Origin of the sequence: Mesorhizobium erdmanii USDA 3471, assembly GCF_000472705.1 — a bacterium.
GTDB classification, from domain to species: Bacteria; Pseudomonadota; Alphaproteobacteria; order Rhizobiales; family Rhizobiaceae; genus Mesorhizobium; species Mesorhizobium erdmanii.
This window is the reverse complement of record NZ_KI421453.1, coordinates 538,669-558,694: the sequence shown is the minus strand read 5'-3', so window position 1 is coordinate 558,694 and position 20,026 is coordinate 538,669. Positions and strand designations below refer to the sequence as shown.

Here is a 20,026-nt window from a genome sequence, read left to right as displayed (position 1 = left end):
CCGCGGCTCGCTATCGCTCTACGCCCCTCGCTACCGCCGCCCACCCCGGCTTTCGCTCGGCCGTGGTGCTGAACCCGGCTCTTGCACCAGCGGCCCGAGCAGCACCTCTCCGAACAGCGGCTGGTAGCTCCGGCGTACCGCCGGATCCTCCTTGAAGGACAAAGTGTACTGGCCGATCTGGTGGAAATAGGTGATGCGCGCCCGGACCAGGCTTTCGTCCTCGGGATAGCCCATGGCGCGGAAGGAGCGGATCAACAACGCGATGCGCAGATCGTCCATGTCCTTGACCTCCTGCGCCAGCTTCTTCGACGTTCGCGACCAGTCGCGTACGGCGAGATCGAGCAGCGGGCTGAACGGCGCTTCATCGACCCAGACATGCACGATGTCGGTGAAGAACTGCAGGCCGTCGATGTCGTGCATGTCGCGCATGGCCCAGAATGGCGCGCAGTTGATGTTGCGCCATTCCTGCAGCAGGCCGTCGCGAAGGTCGGCCAGGCTGGTAAAGTGGAAGTAGAAGGAGCCGCGCGTCACCTTGAACTGCTGCGCCATGCGGTCGATCTTGACCTCGGCGATGCCACGTTTTTCCAGCACCTTGCGCGCCGCTGCGATCCAGCTCTCGCGGCTGAGTGTCTGCCGTGAAGCTTTCGGGTGCGAGGCTGCTTTGGGCGATCTCTTGGCTTTGGCCGGGGCGCTGTCCGCTTTCATCTGGTCGAGACCTTCATCGCCATGCGCAGCGCCTGCAATCGGTTTGCCGGCTCCGCTGCGCTTCGCGACTCATCAAGCTTGCGAGGTTAGAGCAATTCCGGAAAAAGTGTGTAACGGTTTTCCCGGCATAAGCGCGTCGTGCTCTGCCGGGGGAATTGCGTAAAAACAAGGAGATAGAGCTCACGGCAAGGCGCTGATCCGCTCCAGCATGAGCTCGAAGAACGGCGCCGGATCGATCCGGCGCAAGACATTGCAGTTCTTGGCACGGCCGGTCACATGCCACCAGTCGACGACGGTCATGCCGATCGTCTCCGGCGAGACGATGTCGACCGTCACCGCGCACTGGCGCTGCTCATAGATCTGCGGCGCCAGGAGATAGCCGGTGACGCAGGCGTCGTGGATGGGACGCGCCGGCGTTTCGAATTTGTGCGTGCCGTACTGGCGAAAGAAATCGGCCAGATTGGCGGCCTCGACCGCGGCGCGCCTGCCAGTGGCGCGCAGCCGGTCGAGCCACTCCGGCGTCATCAGCGCGGTGTAGGTGCAGTCTATGCCCGCCATGGTCACCGGCACACCGCTGTCGAACACCTTGTGCGCCGCATGCGGGTCGACGAAGATGTTGAACTCCGCGGCAGGCGTGGCGTTGCCCCCCTGGAAGAAGCCGCCGCCCATCAGCACGACTTCGCGCAAGCGGGGCACGATCCTCGGCTCCATGGTCATGGCCATGGCCAGATTGGTCATCGGCCCGAGCGTGCAGACGGTCAACTCGCCCTCCGGCGCATCCATGATGGCGCGCACCATGTAGTTGACGGCGTGTTCGCCCTGCAGCGGCGTCACCGGTTCCGGAAGGTCGGCGCCGTCGAGGCCGGTCTCGCCATGGACATACTCGGCCGTGATCAGCTTGCGTACCATCGGCGCCGGGCAACCCGCATAGACGGGCACATTAGGCCGCCCGGCAAGCTCCACCACCTTCAGCGCATTCTTCGATGTCAGGGCAAGCGGCACATTGCCGCCGACCGTGGTGATGCCGATCACGTCGAGTTCGGCCGGAGAGCCCAGCGCGAAAAGGATGGCGAAGGCGTCGTCCTGGCCCGGATCGGTGTCGATGATGATCTTGCGTGGTGCCATGGTTCAGCGCTCTTCCTTTTGCGATCGAAAGCCTATTGATGAGGCCGTTCGGATGTGTAGAAATACAGTACTGTATCTTATGTTCAAGACAGGGTGTTCGAAAATGGATGGACAAGAGCGCGGCGATTTTTCCGAAATTCCGATCCTCGACGTTTCGGCGCTCTATGGCGACGATGAGGGCGCGATCCGGGCAACGGCGGCGACGCTGCGCCGCTATCTCGAGACGATCGGCTTCCTCTACGTGACCGGCCATCCCATTCCGCGCGCCGATGTCGAAGCCGTCCGCGAAGCTTCCAGGCGCTTCTTTGCCCTGCCCGAGGAAGAAAAGGCGAAGCTCAAGATCGACAAGAATTTCCGCGGCTTCCTGCCCTTTGCCGGTTCGACCATCGTGACCTCGTCCGTGGCCACCGTCAGCAAGCCCAACCAGAGCGAATCGATCTTCTTCATGCACGAGGTCGGCGCCGACGATCCCCGCGCCCTGGCCGAAAAACCCTTGCAGGGCCCCAACCAGTGGCCGGATGAGGCCGCCCTTGCCGGCTTCAGGGAAACGATCGAGCACTACGTTCAGGAGATGGGCACGCTCGCCCGCAAGATGGTCCGCGCCATCGCGCTCTCGCTCGGACTGCCCTCCGACAGTCTCGACCGCTATTTCGAGCAGCCGACGACGTTCCTGCGGCTGCTGCACTATCCGACACAGCCCCACGAGGAAGGGCTCTTCGGCTCGGCGCCGCACACCGACTATGGTTTCATCACCTTGCTGGCACAGGACGATGTCGGCGGCCTGGAAGTCAAGAACAAGGCTGGCGACTGGGTTCCGGCGCCGCCGGTTCCGGACTCCTTCGTCATGAATGTCGGCGATATACTGGCGCGCTGGTCGAACGATCAGTTCGTCTCGACGCCGCACCGGGTCATCAACCGGTCGGGACGCGAACGCTATTCGCAGCCTTTCTTCTTCGATCCGTCCATGGACGAAATGATCGAAGCGCTGCCGGTCTGCGTGCCGGCGGGCACGCAGCCGAAATACGGGCCGGTGCTCTACGGCGACTATCTGATGGAGCGCATCGACAAGAACTACCACTATCGCAAGAAGAAGGCGGCGGAAGCGGCCGGCGCCTGACGGCAAACAAGCAAAAGAAAGGGGAACAGCAATGAATGCATATCTGCGAATGACCGGCCTTGCGCTGGCGATATCCACCATGGCCTGGAGCGGCATTTCGCGAGCCGCCGAGGTTGCGAAATCCACCGACGTCAAGCAAAGCGGAACGCTCGCCGTTGCCAATACGCTGGACTACGCGCCGTTCGAATATCTCGACGCCGACGGCAAGCAGACCGGCATCATCATCGAACTGGCCGGCGAGGTTGCCAAGCTCGTCGACGCCAAGCTCGACGTCCAGCGCACGCCCTTTCCCTCGATGATCCCCGGCTTGGCGGCCGGCCGCTTCAAGATCGCCTGGGAGACCTTCTCGGCCACGCCGGAGCGGTTGAAGCAGGTCGATTTCGTCATGTTCCTCAAGGCCGGCCTCGCGGTCTCGACATCGCCCGACAAGAAGGCGAGCTTCAGCGGCGACACCCCGCTCTGCGGCAAGCGAATCGGCGTCTCGGCCGGCAGCGCTTCCGATTTCCTGGTCGACAAGCTCACCAAGGAATGCACAGACAAGGGCCAGAAGCCCATCGAGAAATCAGTGTTCAACTCTTCGACCGACATCGTCCAGGCCGTGCTGTCCGACCGTGTCGACGCCCGCATGGACGATGCGACCGCTTCGAGCTATTTCGAGGTGACGAGTAAGGGCCAGCTGGTGGTGCTGCCGACCCTTTACGATGTGGCGCCGCTCGGCATGGCGATCGCCAAGGACGACAAGGAGACCGCCGACATGATGGTGGCAGCACTTGCCGAACTGTTCAAGAACGGCACCTACAAGGCTATCCTCGATAAATACGGCATGGGCGCCTACGCGATCAAGGAACCCTATTTCGTCGGCACCATGGATGCACTTCGCGCCGAATAGAAATGACCCGGCGCCTGATCATAAGTCAGGCGCCGGCCAGCGATCAGGAGACCATTGATGGGCGTGGCCCACCCGACCGAGACCGGCGTCGAGCCGGGTATAGCGGCCGCCGTGTCACGGCTGACCGTCGTGCCGCAGCGCCGCTATGGCATCTGGATCGGCACTGCGCTCGCCTTGCTGCTGGCCTTCCTGATCGTCCGCGCTTTCGCCAGCAATCCCGCCTTCGCCTGGGGCACGGCCGCCGGCTACCTGTTCCATCCCTCGATCATGCGCGGCCTTGGCAACACGCTGGTGCTCACCGTCATCATCATGCTGCTGGCGATCGTGGTGGCACAATCATCGCCATCATGCGGGTGTCGCCGAGCCCGGTGCTGCGCGCCTTTTCCGGCGTCTATGTCTGGTTTTTCCGCGGCGTGCCGGCATTGATCCAGCTGATCTTCTGGTTCAACCTGTCGCTGCTGGTGCGCGAAATTTCTCTCACGCTGCCTTTCGTCGGCACGCTGTTTTCCGTGCGCACCAATGATTTCATGACGCCGTTCTTCTCCGCCGTTGTCGCGCTTTCGCTGTGCGAGGCCGGCTACATGGCCGAGATCATCCGTGCCGGCATCAAGTCGGTGCCGTCAGGCCAGTCGGAAGCGGCGAGCGCGCTCGGCATGCCCTATCGCATGATCCTGAAGCGCATCACCCTGCCGCAAGCCATGCGCTTCGTGCTGCCGCCGACCGGCAATGAGGCGATCAACCTGTTGAAGATGACCTCGCTCGTGACTTTCATTGCCGTCGACGACCTGTTCTATACCGCGCAAAGCATCTATGCCCGCACCTTCGAAACGATCCCGCTGCTGATCGTGGTCGCCTTCTGGTATCTCGCGGTGGTCAGTATCATGTCTGTCGGGCAGCATTTCCTGGAGCGTCATTTCGGCCGCAGCGATGCCAGACGAGAACCCCTGACGATGCGCGCCTTGCGCAACTTGATCAGCCTGCGCGGCGTTGCCCGATGAGCGATGTGAAGTCCGAGAATCGTGCCCGCTTCGGCGTGCCGGCCGACTCCATGGTGTTCGCGCGCGGCGTGCGCAAGACCTATGGCCAACTCGAAGTCCTCAAGGGCGTCGACTTCGACGTGCCCGAGGGGACTGTGGCCTGCATCATCGGCCCGTCGGGATCCGGCAAGAGCACGTTCCTGCGCTGCATCAACCATCTGGAAAAACTCAGCGGCGGCATCCTTCTGGTGGACAGCCAGTTCGTCGGCTACGACCTCCAGGGGGACAGGCTTTACGAGGTCAAGGACGATCTCCTGTGCCAGCGCCGGGCCGAGATCGGCATGCTGTTCCAGTCGTTCAACCTGTTCTCGCACATGACGGTGATGGAGAACCTTATCGAGGCGCCGACACAGGTGCGGCGCATCCCCGTCGATCAGGCCAGGGCAGAGGCGGAGGTGCTGCTGCGGCGCGTTGGCCTCGCCGACAAGGTCGACCGCTATCCGCGCGAACTGTCCGGCGGCCAGCAGCAGCGCGTGGCGATCGCGCGCGCCATGGCGATGAAGCCGAAAGTCCTGCTGTTCGACGAGCCAACATCGGCGCTCGACCCCGAACTGGTCGGCGAGGTGCTGCAGGTGATGCGCGATCTGGCCGAGAGCGGAATGACCATGGTCGTCGTCACCCACGAGATCGGCTTTGCCCGTGAGATCGGCGATCAGCTCGTCTTCATGGACGGCGGTGTGATCGTCGAGCGTGGCGCGCCGCGCGAGATGATCGCCAACCCGAAATCGCCGCGAACCCGCGAGTTCTTGTCCCGGGTTCTGTAACGCGTGGCTTCACGCGGCCAGCATCGCCGCACCCAGCCCGCGGATGATCTTGGCGAGTTCCACGCACTCGCCATGCCTTACATTGTTGCGCCGCCAGGCAAGGCAGATCATGCGCTGCGGCATCGGTTCCTGGAACGGCACGATCTTGAGGTCGGGGATGGTGCCGGCGGGCCCGGTCGCCATTTCGGGGATGAGTGTGACGCCGAGCCCGTGCGCCACCATCTGCAACAGCGTGGTCAGGCTGGTGGCGCCATAGCTTGCCATCGCCACCGGCCGCACATTGCCGCAAACGGCGAGCGCCTGTTCGCGCAGGCAATGGCCTTCCTCCAGCAACATCAGCCGTTCCAGCGCCGGGCTTTCAGGCGGTACTGGCGGCGAGGCGAACGCCGGATCGCCTGCCGGCACGGCGAGGAAGAACCGGTCGGAAAACAGCGCCTCGGTGATCAGGCCGGGATGATCGAGCGGCAGGGCCGCGATGAAGGCATCAAGTTTTCGCGAGGCGATGTCCTCGACCAGAGAGGTCGTGACCGCTTCGCGCAATTCCAGCAGCAAGGCCGGGAAATGCGTCTTCAGTTCTGGCAGGGCCCGCGGCAGGAGATAGGGCGCGACGGTCGGGATGATGCCCAGCCGGAAGCGCCCCTCCATGGCCGTGCGACCGCGCCGCGCGGTGGTTTCGACGTCGCGTATGTCGGCCAGTATGCGCTCGATGCGCGGCAAAAGCGCGATCGCTTCGTCGGTCATGCGCACCGACTTGCCTCCGCGTTCGAACAGCCGGCAGTTCAGCCGCTGCTCCATTTCCGCGATCTGCGAGGACAGCGCCGGCTGGCTGACACCGGCCAGTTTTGCCGCGCGGCCGAAATGCAGCGTCTGCGCCAGCGCGTCGAAATAATGCATCTGGCGAACTGTCAATCCAATCATAAGAAATTCCTATCGAAATAAACAGCAAAGGCAATTTGTTTTTATCGCAAATGCGGCCTAGTCTGGAATCGTTCCAGATTGATGCGGTCGCTGGCCGACCCCAAAATCCTGGCAAAAAAATCAACCTTGGCAAAATCAAACCTCGGCAAGATCGGAGCAGTAAGATGGACGCGAAAACCGACGACAACAGCGCGGGCAAATGCCCTGTGGCGCATGGATCCGCCGGCCGGACCAACCGCGACTGGTGGCCGAACCAGTTGAACGTGCAGATTCTGCACCAGCAGTCGTCCCTGTCCGACCCGATGGGCGAGGCGTTCGACTATGCCGAGGAATTCAAGAGCCTCGACCTCGACGCCGTCATCAAGGACCTGCATGCGCTGATGACGGATTCGCAGGAATGGTGGCCGGCCGACTTCGGCCATTACGGCCCGCTGTTCGTGCGGATGGCCTGGCACAGCGCCGGAACCTACCGGATCGCCGACGGCCGTGGCGGCGCCGGAGCCGGCCAGCAGCGTTTCGCGCCGCTCAACAGCTGGCCGGATAACGTCAATCTCGACAAGGCCCGCCGGCTGTTGTGGCCGATCAAGCAGAAATACGGCCGCAAGATCTCCTGGGCCGACCTTCTGATCCTCACCGGCAATGTCGCGCTGGAATCGATGGGCTTCAAAACCTTCGGCTTCGCCGGCGGCCGCGCCGACGTCTGGGAACCCGAGCAGGACATCTACTGGGGCCCCGAAGGCAAGTGGCTGGCCGACGAGCGCTACAGCGGCGACCGTGACCTGCAAAACCCCCTTGGCGCCGTGCAGATGGGTTTGATTTACGTCAACCCGGAAGGACCGAACGGCAAGCCTGACCCGTTGGCCGCGGCGCGCGACATCAGGGACACCTTCGCCCGCATGGCCATGAACGACGAGGAAACCGTCGCGCTTATCGCCGGTGGCCACACCTTCGGCAAGACCCATGGCGCTGGCGATGCGGCGCTTGTCGGCGTCGAGCCGGAAGGTGCCGATATCGAGCAGCAGGGCCTCGGCTGGGCGAGCAAATTCGGCACCGGCAAGGGCGGCGACGCCATCGGCAGCGGTCTGGAGGTGATCTGGACAACGACGCCGACGAAGTGGAGCAACAACTTCTTCGACAATCTCTTCGGCTTCGAATGGGAATTGGCCAAGAGCCCGGCCGGCGCGCACCAGTGGACGCCGAAGGGCGGCGCCGGCGCCGGCACGGTGCCGGACGCGCACAATTCGTCCAAGCGCCACGCGCCCTCCATGCTGACCACCGACCTCGCCTTGCGCTTTGATCCGTCCTACGAGACGATCTCGCGGCGCTTCCACGAGAACCCGGATCAGTTCGCCGACGCATTCGCCCGCGCCTGGTACAAGCTGACCCACCGCGACATGGGCCCGGTCGCACGTTATCTCGGCCCGTTGGTCCCCAACGAAGAACTGCCCTGGCAGGACGTCATCCCGGCGGTCGATCATGTGCTGATCGACGAACAGGACGCTGAAGCTCTCAAGGCCAAGATCCTGGCGTCCGGGCTGTCGGTGTCGCAGCTTGTCTCGGCGGCGTGGGCGTCGGCCTCGACCTTCCGCGGCTCCGACAAGCGCGGCGGCGCCAATGGCGGGCGCATTCGCCTGGCACCGCAGAAGGACTGGGCGGTCAACCAGCCGGCCGAACTCGCTAAGGTGCTCGACAAGCTCGAAGCCATTGCCAAGGACTTCAATGCCTCGCAGACCGGCAACAAGAAGGTCTCGATCGCCGACCTGATCGTTCTCGGTGGCAATGCCGCCATCGAGAAAGCCGCGAAGGCTGCCGGCCACAATGTGGACGTTCCTTTCTGGCCGGGCCGCATGGACGCCTCGCAGGAGCAGACGGACATCCATTCCTTCGCGCCGCTGGAGCCGACCGTCGATGGCTTCCGCAATTATGTCGGCGGCAAGCAGCGCCTGACTGTCGAGGAAGCCCTGGTCGACCGGGCGCAGTTGCTGACGCTGACGGCGCCGGAAATGACTGTGCTGGTCGGCGGCTTGCGCGTTCTCGGCGCCAATGCCGGGCAGTCGAAGCATGGCGTCTTCACCGAGCAGCCGGAAACGCTGAGCAACGACTTCTTCGTCAACCTGCTCGACATGGGCACGGAGTGGAAGGCGACGTCGGATGCCAAGGACGTGTTCGAAGGCCGTGACCGCAAGACCGGCGAAGTCAAATGGACCGGCACCCGCGCCGACCTCATCTTCGGCTCGCACTCGCAGCTGCGCGCGCTGGCCGAAGTCTATGCGACGGCGGATGCAAAGACGAAGTTCACGAAAGACTTCGTCGTGGCATGGACCAAGGTGATGAACGCCGACCGCTTCGACATCACCGGCTGATCCAGGCTCAAGGACAAACAAAAAGGCGCGGGCGACGGCCCGCGCCTTTTTGCATCTGATTTCGCTTCGAGATCAATCCTTCTCGAAGATGCGTGCCTTGGCGACGACGCCGGCGATGGCGCCGCCGATCAGCGGCGCGACGATGAACAGCCAGAGCTGGCTGAGCGCCGCACCGCCGGTAAACAGCGCCGGACCAATGGAGCGGGCCGGATTGACCGACGTGCCAGTGACCGGGATCATGGCGAAGTGAATGCCTGCCAGCGTCAGGCCGATCACCAGACCGGCAAACGCCGTCGAGTGTTTTTCGGCGGTAACGCCGAGGATCACCGTGACGAAGGTGAAGGTGCCGATCAGCTCCCACAGGAAGGCTGAACTCATGCCCCATTTCGTCTCGTCCCAGCCATTGGCGCCGAAGCCGCCGGTGTGGCCGCCGGTCTGGCCGGAAACGATGATCCACAGCGCCAGCGAGGCCAGGATGGCGCCGATGATCTGGGCGATCCAGTAGGGGATGACGTCCTTGGCCGGCAGCCGGCCGGCAAGGAAGACGCCCAGTGTCACCGCCGGGTTGAGATGCGCGCCCGAAATCGGGCCGATCGCATAGGCCGCGGCGATGAGGCCGATGCCGAACGCGAGACCGATGCCTTCCTGGCCAAGCGGCAGCGCGCCGCCGAAGCCGCCCGTCACCACCGACGCAGTGCCGATGAACACCAACAGAAATGTGCCTAGAACTTCCGCCACATAAGTTTTCATTGCCCTCTCCTCGTAGCGATCCGCCGGTCCGCGTTTACCGCGCCGCGAATCATGGCGTGAAGAGTATTCCCTAGCGAAAAGCTTGGAAAGCAGAGCGGTTGCGCCACAGGCCGTGCTTGCAGTCGCCAGTCGTCAACATTAGTGACCTTGCATTTATTGACCGATCTGCTGGTGCCGGCCCGCGATATCTTTGGCTTGGATGGATATCAAACTGCCTCTTCGTCGCGAGATCGATCGGGGTTCAATCCGGACGCGAAAGGCTCTAAGAGCAGGCGATAGATCACGATTTGATGGAATGACCGATGCGACTGGGCGGACGGCTGGCTGCGGCCATCGAAGTGCTGGATGAAATTGGCCGCCGGCACCGGCCGGTGGCCGATGCGCTGAAGGATTGGGGCCTGTCGCATCGCTTCGCCGGCGGCGGTGATCGCGCGGCGATCGGCAACATCGTCTATGACGCGCTGCGCCACAAGCGTTCCGCCGGCTGGCTGCTCGGCGAAGACACGCCGCGCGCCATCGGCTTCGGCGCATTGCTGCTCGAATGGAGCCAGACGGTGCAGTCGCTCAACGATGCGCTGAATGGCGACAAGTTCGCGCCGCCGCTGCTCAGCGCCACCGAGCTGCAGACGATCGCCGGCCGCCGGCTTCCCGACGCGCCGCCCGCGGTTCGTGCCGACATACCCGATTGGTGCGAGCCGCTTTTCGAACGCGCTTTTGGCGAGGCATGGGTCGGCGAGGGTGCGGCGCTGGCGACGCGCCCGCCGCTCGACATCAGGGTCAACACGCTGCAGGCCGATCGCGCCAGGGTTCTCAAGGAACTGGCCGATACGGGGGCAGAGGCCGCCCGGATTGCCCCGCTCGGCATCCGCATTCCGCCCATCGATGGCGACGGCAGGCACCCCAACGTGCAGTCCGAGCCCGCCTTCCAGAAAGGCTGGTTCGAGGTTCAGGACGAAGGCTCGCAGATCGCGGCAACACTTGCCGGCGCCGAGGCCGGCATGCAGGTGCTCGACTTCTGCGCCGGCGCCGGCGGCAAGACGCTGGCGCTGTCGGCGTCGATGGACAACCGCGGGCAGATCTTTGCCCATGATGCCGAAAAGGCGCGGCTGGCGCCGATCTTCGACCGCATCCGCCGCTCGGAAAACCGCAATGTGCAGGTCGTCACCAAGCCGGCCGAACTCGCGCCGCTCTCCAGTCACATGGACATCGTGCTGGTCGACGCGCCCTGCACCGGCAGCGGCACTTGGCGGCGCCGTCCCGATGCCAAATGGCGTCTGACGCAAAGACAGCTCGACGCTCGCAAGGGCGAGCAATCAGCGATCCTCGATGCCGCCAAGGCGTATGTGAAACCTGGCGGCCTGCTGGTCTACATCACTTGTTCGGTGTTCGACGAAGAGAATGGCGATCAGGTCGCCGCCTTTCGCGAGCGCAGCAAGAGCTTTGTGCCCATCGATCACCGGGCGTTATGGGACGGCCATTTTCCAGGCCATGCGGCTGCCGCGCGTATCGGCGCTGGCGCGGATGTCTCGCTGTCGCCTGCGCTAAGCGGCACTGACGGGTTTTACTTCTGCGCCATGCGCAGAGCAAGTTGAACGCTGCCGTTGACGGGGAACGATAGCGCCCCAGTTTGATAGGCGTGGCGTCATGCCAACACGGGGGGAACTTCTTGCAAAGATATCTGTCGCTGCTGCTTTTCCTTGTCCTGGTGCTGGGCGGTGGCCTGCTCATCGGCTACGCGACCCTGCCGGGCGTCTGGTATGCGTCGCTGGTCAAGCCGCCCTTTAATCCGCCCAACTGGGCCTTCGCGCCCGCCTGGACCATTCTTTACGTGCTGATCGCCGTGGCCGGCTGGCGGACATGGCAGCGAGAGCCGGCGGGCACCGCCATGAAGATCTGGGGCGTCCAGCTCGTCCTGAACTTCCTGTGGTCGCCAACCTTCTTCGGCGCAAAAATGATGGGACCCGCCCTGGTCGTCATCGTGCTTCTTCTCGCCAGCATCCTGCTGTTCATCGCGAGAGCCTGGAACCGCGACCGGCTTTCCAGCTGGCTGTTCGTGCCCTACGCCGCATGGGTGGCATTCGCCACCGTGCTCAACGCTTCGCTCCTCTGGTTGAATTAGCGACTTGACGTCGCTTTGTTGCAGTGCAGCAAAAGCATTTGCCTGCCGCCCGTGCCTCTGCGATAAGCTTTCCCGGCAAAACTGAAGGCAATTGCGATGGCAGCAAAGATCGTACCGGCTCCGGACTATGAGGATCGCGTCAGGGCATCCTTCGCCCGCCAGCAGGCGATGGCGACGATCGGCGCCGAGCTGACATTGGTGACGCCCGGCATCATCGAGATCGAGATGCCCTATTCGGCGGCGCTGACCCAGCAGCACGGCTTCCTGCATGCCGGCGTCATTTCGACGGCGCTGGACTCGGCCTGCGGTTACGCCGCGTTCTCGCTGATGCCGGAAAATTCCGGCGTGCTGACCATCGAGTTCAAGGTCAACCTCCTGGCGCCGGGCAAGGGCGAGCGCTTCCTGTTTCGTGGCTCGGTGACCAAACCCGGCCGCACCATCATCGTCGCCGATGGCCAGGCCTATGCCTTCGCCGCCGATGGCGAGGCCAAGCTGATCGCCACCATGACCGGGACGATGATGACGGTGGTCGGGCGCGATGGGATTGCTGGCTGATGACCAACGTTACCCGAATTGGTGGCAAGGACGTCCTCTTCGTCATGGCGGCGCAGGCCGAATATGGCCCGCATCTGCAAAAACTGTTCGCGCCGCTGATGACAGGCATCGGCCCGGTCGAGGCAGGCGTTCGGCTCGGCGCCGAACTCTCTTGGCTGAAGTCTGAAAAGGCATTGCCGGACCTTCTCGTCTCGCTCGGCTCGGCCGGCAGCCGGACCCTCGAACAGACGGAAATCTATCAGGCCATCTCGGTCAGCTATCGCGACATCGATGCCTCGCCCTTGGGTTTCGAGAAAGGCGCGACGCCGTTTCTCGACCTGCCGGTGACCGTGCCGCTGCCGTTCCGTATTCCCGAAATCAAGCAGGGGACGCTGTCGACCGGCGGCGCTGTCATCACCGGCGCTGCCTATGATGGCATCGCGGCCGACATGGTCGACATGGAAACCTTCGCCTGCCTGCGCGCCTGCCAGCTCTTCGATGTGCCGCTGATCGGGTTGCGCGGCATTTCCGACGGCGCGGCGGATCTCAGGCACGTCGGCGACTGGACCGAATATCTGCATGTCATCGACGAAAAGCTGGCCGACGCCGTCATGCGCCTCGAACAGGCGATCGGCTCGGGTCTGCTGCGGGCGGCTCCATCCAGCGATCAGGCCAGGCCCGTCTGAAAGTCAGCCTACGCAACCCATTGCGCCGACTCGTTTCTTTCTCTAAACGCTCGCCATGAAAACAGCCAATCATCCCGACACCGTCCTGATTGTCGATTTCGGCAGCCAGTTTACCCAGCTCATCGCCCGCCGCATCCGCGAGGCCGGCGTGTTTTCCGAGATCGTGCCGTTCCAGTCGGCCGAAGCCGCGTTCAAGCGCATCAATCCGAAAGCCGTGATCCTGTCTGGCGGTCCGGCCTCGACCTCGGATATCGGCAGCCCGCGCGCGCCACAGATCGTCTTCGACGCCGGCGTGCCGGTGCTTGGCATCTGCTATGGCCAGATGGCCATGTGCGTGCAGATGGGCGGTGTCGCCGAAAGCTCCAACCATCGTGAATTCGGCCGCGCCTTCGTCGAGATCGAGAAGGACAGCCCGCTGTTCGAAGGCCTGTGGGCGACCGGCCAGCGGCACCAGGTGTGGATGAGCCATGGTGACCGCGTCATCGCCCTGCCGCCCGGCTTTCAGGTCTTCGGCAAATCGGAAAGCTCGCCCTTCGCCATCTTCGGCAATGTCGAGCGCAAGATGTACGGCATCATGTTCCATCCCGAAGTGGTGCACACGCCGGACGGCGCCAGGCTGCTCAGGAACTTCGTCCACAACATCGCTGGCATCGAAGGCGACTGGACGATGCGCGCCTACCGCGAACACGCGGTCGAGGCCATCCGCAAGCAGGTCGGCAAGGGTAAGGTCATCTGCGCGCTGTCGGGCGGCGTGGACTCCTCGGTCGCGGCGCTGCTTATCCACGAAGCGGTCGGCGACCAGCTGACCTGCATCCTCGTCGACCATGGGCTGATGCGCAAGGACGAGGCGGCGAGCGTGGTGGCGATGTTCCGCCAACACTACAATCTGCCGCTGATCCTGGTCGACGCCTCGGACAAATTCATCTCGGCGCTGGAAGGCGAGGCGGACCCGGAGAAGAAGCGCAAGACCATCGGCCGGCTGTTCATCGAAGTGTTCGAGGAAGAGGCAAAGAAACTCGGCGGCGCCGATTTCCTGGCGCAGGGCACGCTCTATCCCGACGTCATCGAAAGCGTCTCCTTCACCGGCGGCCCGTCGGTGACCATCAAGTCGCACCACAATGTCGGCGGCCTGCCCGACCGTATGAACATGCAGTTGGTCGAGCCGCTGCGCGAACTGTTCAAGGACGAGGTGAGGGCGCTCGGCAGGGAACTCGGCCTGCCCGAAAGCTTCATCGGCCGCCATCCGTTTCCAGGCCCCGGCCTCGCCATCCGTTGCCCTGGCGGCATCACTCGCGAAAAGCTGGAGATCCTGCGCGAGGCCGACGCCATCTATCTCGACGAGATCCGCAAGGCCGGCCTCTACGACGCCATCTGGCAGGCCTTCGCCGTGCTCTTGCCGGTACAGACCGTCGGCGTGATGGGCGATGGGCGAACCTATGAATTTGTCTGCGCGCTGCGCGCCGTCACCTCGGTCGACGGCATGACGGCGGATTTCTACCACTACGACATGGCCTTCCTGGGCGCCGCCGCCACCCGCATCATCAACGAGGTCCGCGGCATCAACCGCGTCGTCTACGACGTGACGTCGAAGCCGCCCGGCACGATCGAGTGGGAGTAGGGGGCAGCGTAATCTGGTGGTCTGGTGTAGTTTTTCGACGAAAGAGCAACGATTTGCGGTTCGTCTCATTCACAATCGGCGCTGCATCATCAACTGACGTCCTCGACTGTCTAAGTCACTGATTTTTTGACTCCGAGCAGACCAGGCGCGCATTCGACGGTAGGGCAGCAGATCAATCTGACTGTACTTTTCATTCGCGGCTCAACGTCGAGGAAAAGTACCGTCACGGATTTGCGGGCCTGACGGTACCTTTTTTGACCGACATTTTGAAGCGTCCGTCCTGTCCGCGTCGGGGCCAGAGCGGTACTTCCGCGGCCGTGATCGTTACTCCTTAAAGCGCGTGGCAATTGCGGCGGTCGCCGACCCTACCGATGAAGTCGGACCCGCATTGGCCGCTTACCGCTGGACAGGACTTCAGTCTTAGTTGAGCAATAGCTAATATGTCTATAACTTAGGCAATGCGGGGGACGATCCCAACCAAACGCCCAATCCCGCGATGGCCGGTGCTGCCCGCTTCCAACCCAAGCATCCCTGCACCGGCCATCTCTTTTGCGGACCGATCCTCTTGAAATCGTTGCCGCACTTTTGAGCTGGATTGCCTACGTTGTTGGGTGGGCACGACGCGAAAAATCGCCCGAGTGATCCCGTTAGCCGGCTTTTGGGGCAGCAATAAAATGCCAGGTATCAATGATCTCGCTGGTATGAAAAACGATCGAGTAGGAATAGCGTAATCTGTAGTGCTCCGGCCTAGTTTTGCAGACCGACAGAAACGCACTCTAAATGGCCGCGCTGTCCGAAATTCGGCAGACCAAAGATCTTGCTTCCTTCGCAACATTGCGGCGCAAAGCAGGCAAACCCAAAAAGTCATCCCTCTTCGTTGTCATGCGATAGCTCGTCATCACGGCATCGCTCACGATCGCGCCGCTCCGTCGATATATTTGGTTTCGAAACCCGCGAATTTCGTCATGCTTGGTAGATCGAGCACCCTAACACGGCCTTGCCGGAATTCGAGAAGCTTACGCTCCCGAAGTTCGCGCAACATCCGATTGACATGAATCGGAGTAAGACCGAGGGCATCCGCGAGATCGTACTGGGTTAAGGGACACTCGAAGCTATTGCGGGTGACAGAGCCTATTAGTTCCATACGCGCCCTCAATTCGAGGAACAGATGCGCCGTCCGCGTCAAGGCGCTCCGTCGGCCTACATTGGTGAGATGTTGAGCGACGACCGCTCCATTGCGCCCAAGAGCCTCCACTATCAGGGAGAAAATATGGGGTGATTTCATGGCAGCGAGGGTAAGTGTTTTGGTTGAGGCTACCAACACGCATAGTTCGGTTTGCGCAACAAACGTTTCAAGAGCGCCACCCGCGTAGGACCGAGACAGGATGATATCGCCTCTCAGGGCAAAATCCACAATCTGTCGCTGCCCCCCCTCCAGTTGATGAGAAATGCAACCCCAGCCTGACTCGACTATGAAAGCGCGATCGTTGTTCTCACCCTGACTGAAGATGACCGTCTCAGGTGGATAGCGCTTCGGCGTGAACCCCAGCGTCTTTATGATCGCCGCATCGTCGTCGTTGAGCCCTATGTACGATGGCCGATCTCCGTTTCCACGCAAAGAAGGTGAAACATACGACATTTACAACCCCGCCCAATGTCTCCATTTCTAGTCCCCTCCGAACCAATGTACATTAAATTTGGTGTGATGAGTACCTGTTCTGCAGTTGCAGTCAGGATGGCTTAGCGATGCAAATTTTCGGCGAACATGCAGACGCCTGCAGGCCCGAGCAAAGAGTTGAAATCGCAGCTGAACACGTCGGTCAGCTTTTATTCCTTGTGAAATTTTCCCGCATCGAATCGACTATTTCGCTGGCGATGAAGCAACTGCGGTTGTCCACTTGGCCGGCGGCGTTCCGCAAGGTCGTTGATGCATCCTTGAGCAGTCCTCTTATTTGTCTTGCGGACAATAACTCCGATGCCTCGAGTTCAAGCAGCACGGATTCACTCACGTGCAGCGCAGCAAGCGCAACCGCTCGAGGTCTGGTGGCAAGCAGTTTAAGGAGATCGCTGCTGGGCCTGGTCCGTGACTTTTTTTTTGCCATAGTTACGTCTCAACTGTCCGTACAAGAAGGGCATGTCTGCTCAAAATGACGTTGCTTAGAGGCCTTGATCGCAGCCCGGCATCGGAACGAGGTTGGAGAGGGTCAATCGACGCTTCTCTTTAGACTTGTCTTATGAGCCATGCTATTCCGGTTTGTAGCGGCGACACAGAGGCGGAAGATACCGAATTAGCCGTAGCCGGCACTTCCACCTTGGGACATCACAACAACGTAGATTGTCCGGTTTAGCCGTAAGCTTTCTCCAAGGCGGCCTTGCTCAAATCCAAAGCTGGCAGCGGGAAAGGTTGGATTTGGCCTTCGGTCTTGTCCAAATACTGCATCAACGCGGTCACCAAGTGGTAGAAGATGCTCGCGGGAACCTCCGTCGCAACTGACCTCCCGCGCTCATCGATTCTGTCGATCCACAAGCCGAGCGGCGCAGGCTCTATATGCCATCTGAAGAGGCGTGCGACACGCGCTTCGATCTCGGGTTTCAGGTCAGGCCCACCAATGCTGTCCAGGGCGACGGCTGCCTTGACGGCCTCGCATTGCGGCCAACTGCGGGAGAGCCGGTCGAGGGGCAATCCCTGCCGCGACACTGCCCCATAGGCCAGGCCCGTAGCCCGGTTCAATCCGCTGGCGACCGCGGACGAATAGAGCTTCCTTGCGTAGGGTGCCAAGTCCTTCTGCCCGCTCTCTCGCGCGAAATCGATCAGTAGCGAGGCCCATTCGAAATGGTGCCCCGGTTCGGTCCACTGTCCCTGGTCACCCGGCAACGGCAGCCAATCGACATCGAAACGTTCCCCAAGAGTCCAGCTTTCCTGGTCGAAGAAGTGGCACCGGAAGAGATCGATGACGCGTGCCGCTCGACGCAGGTACGCGCGGTCGCCGGTGACTTTGTACCAGGCGAGAAAGGATTCCAGCATGTGCATGTGCGGGTTCGAAAACCGCACCCCTTTCCAACCGGGGGTCTCGAGGAAGCCGTTCAGCCTGTCGTCCTCGAGATGGGCGTCGATGAAATGGAATGTCTCTTGTGCAAGTTGCAGTGCATCCTGATGGCCGCATCGGTGAGCGTGGGCAAGCGCCAGGAGCACGCAGGAATGGTCGTAAGCGTCCTCCGCCGGGTCAGCCACGCTGCCGTTTGCATTCAGGGTCCGCACCCAGCCGCCGCGGTCGGTTCGGCCATGTTTCGCGATGAAGTCGATGCCGTGCCCGATCAGCCTGTCGGACGGTCCGGCCCAGCCGCGTTCCTTGGCCACCGCGAAGGCATAAATCTGGCGAGCCATTGTCCGTATCCGCTTGGGCTTGCCCAACGGCCTTGCATCGAAGCCGAGAGCTTCGTGAAAGCCACCGTACACTTCGTCGACACCCGCAGTGGACCAAAGCGGCAGGGTTTCCTCGAAAAGCCAGTGCTCGACGCGCTTGCGCCATGATCCGCTGACGATGATCCGGTCTTCCGATGCCGTGAACTTCGTCTCGAGGCGTCCGCTCTTCTCCAACTGTTCGACGACTTTCTTCACGTTCTGGCTGTGGCTGACGGGGGCTACGAATACCGCGTCAGGTGTCGCCACCACCGCCACATCGTTCATTCCAATGACGGTCAGCAGCCTGCCCTGACTTCTGAGGTAGGAGCTGCCGCAATCCATGGCGACGACGTCGCCCATTACGACATTGCCGTCGCGGTCTGTGGGGCTAGCTTCGAGCAGCGATTGCCAGGATCCTAGGTCGTTCCAGCGAAAGGAAGCCGTAACCATCGCAATATCGCGCGTATGCTCCATGACCGCATAGTCGATCGACGTGGAGGGGACGGCCGAGTAGAAGCCTTGGGGAAGATAGATACCGGAAACGTCGGCCCGTGCTGTCTTGTGGGCCCGTTCCGCAGTGTCCCAGATTTCCGGCTGGAAAGCGAGAAATGCCCCTCGCATCGTGTCGGCACGAAACAGGAAAATGCCCGCATTCCAGTAGAATCTTCCCGACGACACGTATTTGCTCGCGGTCTCGGCATTTGGCTTTTCGACGAAGCGCGAAACTGCAGCCACTCCACCATCATTTGCTGCAACCTCAATGTAGCCGTATCCAGTTTCGGGATGTGTTGGTTTGATGCCGAAGACGACAATGCTTCCTGAATCGGCGGAAGGGACGCCCGAATCGACGGTCTCCCAGAATTGCGCTTCGGTCGATATCTCATGGTCGGAAGGAACCACGAGCACTAAAGCGTCGCTGCCATGTTCCGAGATTGTCTGCAAGGTGGCGATAGCGACCGCCGCGGCGGTATTGCGGCCGACGGGTTCGAAGATTGGTCTTCCGCCGTTCAGGCCAAGCGAAGCAATGTCCGAGATGACGCGATCGGCATGCCGTTCGGAGGCTATCAGGTAGATTGGCGTCTGATTGTCTGGCCGCGCCTTGAGGCGTCGGACAGTCTTCGCAAGCATTGAGCCGTCGCCTGAAAGGTCATGGAACTGCTTGGGATTGTCTTCGCGCGAGAGCGGCCACAGCCGTGAGCCCACGCCCCCGCTCATGACAAAACTTACCAACTTGTATGCCATGCTCAAACCTCGTCTCGGAATGCCCGGTTGTAAGCTCCCACCCTCTGGATTTCGACGCAGCAGCGGAGTGAGAGCATTGAAAATCTCGCTGCGGAAGTCATGACCGGTGACAGTGAGCCGGTAGCCTTTATGACAGCACTGGTTTCGAACGCGAATGTAGTCGGCCTGGCTCGGCCGACTTTGTTCAGGGGCACGTCACGCTCGGCGAAATTGCGTTTCGAAATCAAGGAAGTCTTAGCACGCTGTCCGGCACCGGCCTCGTAATGAATTCGGGTAGCCTCGACGCCCAGCTACGCACCCCTCATCCAATGGGAGATGCCAGTCGACGGCCGAAAGGATGTCTCGTCCAGGCGAGGAGGTTTTGTATTCTGGAACGTGCGTCCTATCCGGGCGCTGATATCCAAGGATTGGCTGCAAGATGCTGTTCGCCGCATCTAGATATTCATCCCGCGAAGCTGTCGATGAAAAGCGTTTCGGACGCCTGGTTGTCCTTCTCCAAGGCATTCAATTGGAAATCGAGAAGGAATCGACCCAACTCCATCCATTTGGGAATGCGATGACGGATTGCGCCGCTTTCTCTCTCGAGGCGATGGAGAACGGCGACAACCCCGAAATCATGTCCGCGAAGATCGATACCCTCACGCGCAGCTTGATATTCGACCACAGACGTCAGGTCTCGCTGGATCAGCAGATGTCATTTCTCAATAGAATGCGAGCGGAACTGCAGCGCATTCTGCCTTCCAATAGGGCGTAGCA

The 20,026-nt window shown here is 61.7% G+C and carries 17 protein-coding genes and 1 pseudogene; 12 read left to right on the top strand and 6 right to left on the bottom strand.

Annotated features, from left to right (window positions below; translation table 11 throughout):
• Nucleotides 1-30 precede the first annotated feature (30 nt).
• Nucleotides 31-705, bottom strand: coding sequence for a TetR/AcrR family transcriptional regulator (locus A3AU_RS0129945; RefSeq protein ID WP_027056171.1), 675 nt, complete (start codon nucleotides 703-705; stop codon nucleotides 31-33).
• A 180-nt stretch (nucleotides 706-885) separates the two neighbouring features.
• Nucleotides 886-1,830 carry a nucleoside hydrolase gene (locus A3AU_RS0129940; protein ID WP_027056170.1) on the bottom strand — a complete coding sequence of 315 codons (945 nt, stop codon included), beginning with the start codon at nucleotides 1,828-1,830 and terminating at the stop codon, nucleotides 886-888.
• Nucleotides 1,831-1,933: 103 nt separating this feature from the next.
• On the opposite strand from A3AU_RS0129940, the gene A3AU_RS0129935 reads away from it, so the two are divergent.
• The 4 genes and pseudogenes from A3AU_RS0129935 to A3AU_RS0129920 all read left to right on the top strand — a co-directional run bounded on the left by A3AU_RS0129935 (nucleotide 1,934) and on the right by A3AU_RS0129920 (nucleotide 5,637).
• Nucleotides 1,934-2,947: an isopenicillin N synthase family dioxygenase gene (locus A3AU_RS0129935; protein WP_027056169.1), complete on the top strand. Its 1,014-nt coding sequence runs from the start codon at nucleotides 1,934-1,936 to the stop codon at nucleotides 2,945-2,947.
• Nucleotides 2,948-2,978: 31 nt separating this feature from the next.
• Nucleotides 2,979-3,836 (top strand): ABC transporter substrate-binding protein, encoded by an 858-nt coding sequence (locus A3AU_RS0129930; protein WP_027056168.1) that lies wholly within the window; start codon nucleotides 2,979-2,981, stop codon nucleotides 3,834-3,836.
• Nucleotides 3,837-3,893: 57 nt separating this feature from the next.
• Nucleotides 3,894-4,834, top strand: a pseudogene (locus A3AU_RS1000000137030) (amino acid ABC transporter permease).
• A 50-nt stretch (nucleotides 4,835-4,884) separates the two neighbouring features.
• Nucleotides 4,885-5,637 (top strand): amino acid ABC transporter ATP-binding protein, encoded by a 753-nt coding sequence (locus A3AU_RS0129920; RefSeq protein WP_167335253.1) that lies wholly within the window; start codon nucleotides 4,885-4,887, stop codon nucleotides 5,635-5,637.
• A 9-nt stretch (nucleotides 5,638-5,646) separates the two neighbouring features.
• On the opposite strand, the gene A3AU_RS0129915 is transcribed toward A3AU_RS0129920, so the two are convergent.
• Entirely contained in the window at nucleotides 5,647-6,555 is a 909-nt protein-coding gene (locus A3AU_RS0129915; RefSeq protein WP_027056166.1) for a hydrogen peroxide-inducible genes activator, read from the bottom strand.
• 164 nt (nucleotides 6,556-6,719) lie between these two features.
• On the opposite strand from A3AU_RS0129915, the gene katG reads away from it, so the two are divergent.
• Nucleotides 6,720-8,918, top strand: coding sequence for a catalase/peroxidase HPI (katG, locus tag A3AU_RS0129910; protein WP_027056165.1), 2,199 nt, complete (start codon nucleotides 6,720-6,722; stop codon nucleotides 8,916-8,918).
• 72 nt (nucleotides 8,919-8,990) lie between these two features.
• Here the strand turns inward: katG and A3AU_RS0129905 are convergent, their stop codons facing one another.
• Nucleotides 8,991-9,668 (bottom strand): MIP family channel protein, encoded by a 678-nt coding sequence (locus A3AU_RS0129905; protein ID WP_027056164.1) that lies wholly within the window; start codon nucleotides 9,666-9,668, stop codon nucleotides 8,991-8,993.
• 302 nt (nucleotides 9,669-9,970) lie between these two features.
• On the opposite strand from A3AU_RS0129905, the gene A3AU_RS0129900 reads away from it, so the two are divergent.
• The 5 genes from A3AU_RS0129900 to guaA all read left to right on the top strand — a co-directional run bounded on the left by A3AU_RS0129900 (nucleotide 9,971) and on the right by guaA (nucleotide 14,625).
• Nucleotides 9,971-11,260, top strand: a complete 1,290-nt coding sequence (locus tag A3AU_RS0129900; protein ID WP_027056163.1) for an RsmB/NOP family class I SAM-dependent RNA methyltransferase — start codon at nucleotides 9,971-9,973, stop codon at nucleotides 11,258-11,260.
• Nucleotides 11,261-11,334: 74 nt separating this feature from the next.
• Nucleotides 11,335-11,787: a TspO/MBR family protein gene (locus tag A3AU_RS0129895; RefSeq protein WP_027056162.1), complete on the top strand. Its 453-nt coding sequence runs from the start codon at nucleotides 11,335-11,337 to the stop codon at nucleotides 11,785-11,787.
• A gap of 96 nt (nucleotides 11,788-11,883) precedes the next feature.
• On the top strand, nucleotides 11,884-12,342 hold the full coding sequence (locus A3AU_RS0129890; RefSeq protein ID WP_027056161.1) for a PaaI family thioesterase: 459 nt from the start codon (nucleotides 11,884-11,886) through the stop codon (nucleotides 12,340-12,342).
• Nucleotides 12,342-13,007, top strand: a complete 666-nt coding sequence (locus tag A3AU_RS0129885; protein WP_032918355.1) for a 5'-methylthioadenosine/S-adenosylhomocysteine nucleosidase — start codon at nucleotides 12,342-12,344, stop codon at nucleotides 13,005-13,007. The genes A3AU_RS0129890 and A3AU_RS0129885 overlap by 1 nt, the downstream gene beginning before the upstream one ends.
• A 55-nt stretch (nucleotides 13,008-13,062) precedes the next feature.
• Complete coding sequence (gene guaA, locus A3AU_RS0129880; protein WP_027056159.1) at nucleotides 13,063-14,625, top strand: glutamine-hydrolyzing GMP synthase; 1,563 nt, start codon at nucleotides 13,063-13,065, stop codon at nucleotides 14,623-14,625.
• 910 nt (nucleotides 14,626-15,535) lie between these two features.
• Here guaA and A3AU_RS0129875 read toward each other — a convergent pair.
• A complete protein-coding gene (locus A3AU_RS0129875; protein ID WP_051355503.1) occupies nucleotides 15,536-16,264 on the bottom strand; it encodes a Crp/Fnr family transcriptional regulator in 729 nt (242 codons plus the stop codon).
• A 107-nt stretch (nucleotides 16,265-16,371) separates the two neighbouring features.
• Between A3AU_RS0129875 and A3AU_RS1000000139265 the strand changes: the two genes are divergently transcribed.
• Complete coding sequence (locus A3AU_RS1000000139265; protein WP_154674694.1) at nucleotides 16,372-16,776, top strand: hypothetical protein; 405 nt, start codon at nucleotides 16,372-16,374, stop codon at nucleotides 16,774-16,776.
• A 193-nt stretch (nucleotides 16,777-16,969) separates the two neighbouring features.
• Here the strand turns inward: A3AU_RS1000000139265 and A3AU_RS01000000136365 are convergent, their stop codons facing one another.
• Nucleotides 16,970-19,270 carry a mannose-1-phosphate guanylyltransferase/mannose-6-phosphate isomerase gene (locus tag A3AU_RS01000000136365; RefSeq protein ID WP_032918354.1) on the bottom strand — a complete coding sequence of 767 codons (2,301 nt, stop codon included), beginning with the start codon at nucleotides 19,268-19,270 and terminating at the stop codon, nucleotides 16,970-16,972.
• A 418-nt stretch (nucleotides 19,271-19,688) separates the two neighbouring features.
• On the opposite strand from A3AU_RS01000000136365, the gene A3AU_RS1000000139260 reads away from it, so the two are divergent.
• Complete coding sequence (locus A3AU_RS1000000139260; RefSeq protein WP_154674693.1) at nucleotides 19,689-20,024, top strand: hypothetical protein; 336 nt, start codon at nucleotides 19,689-19,691, stop codon at nucleotides 20,022-20,024.
• Nucleotides 20,025-20,026 lie beyond the last annotated feature (2 nt).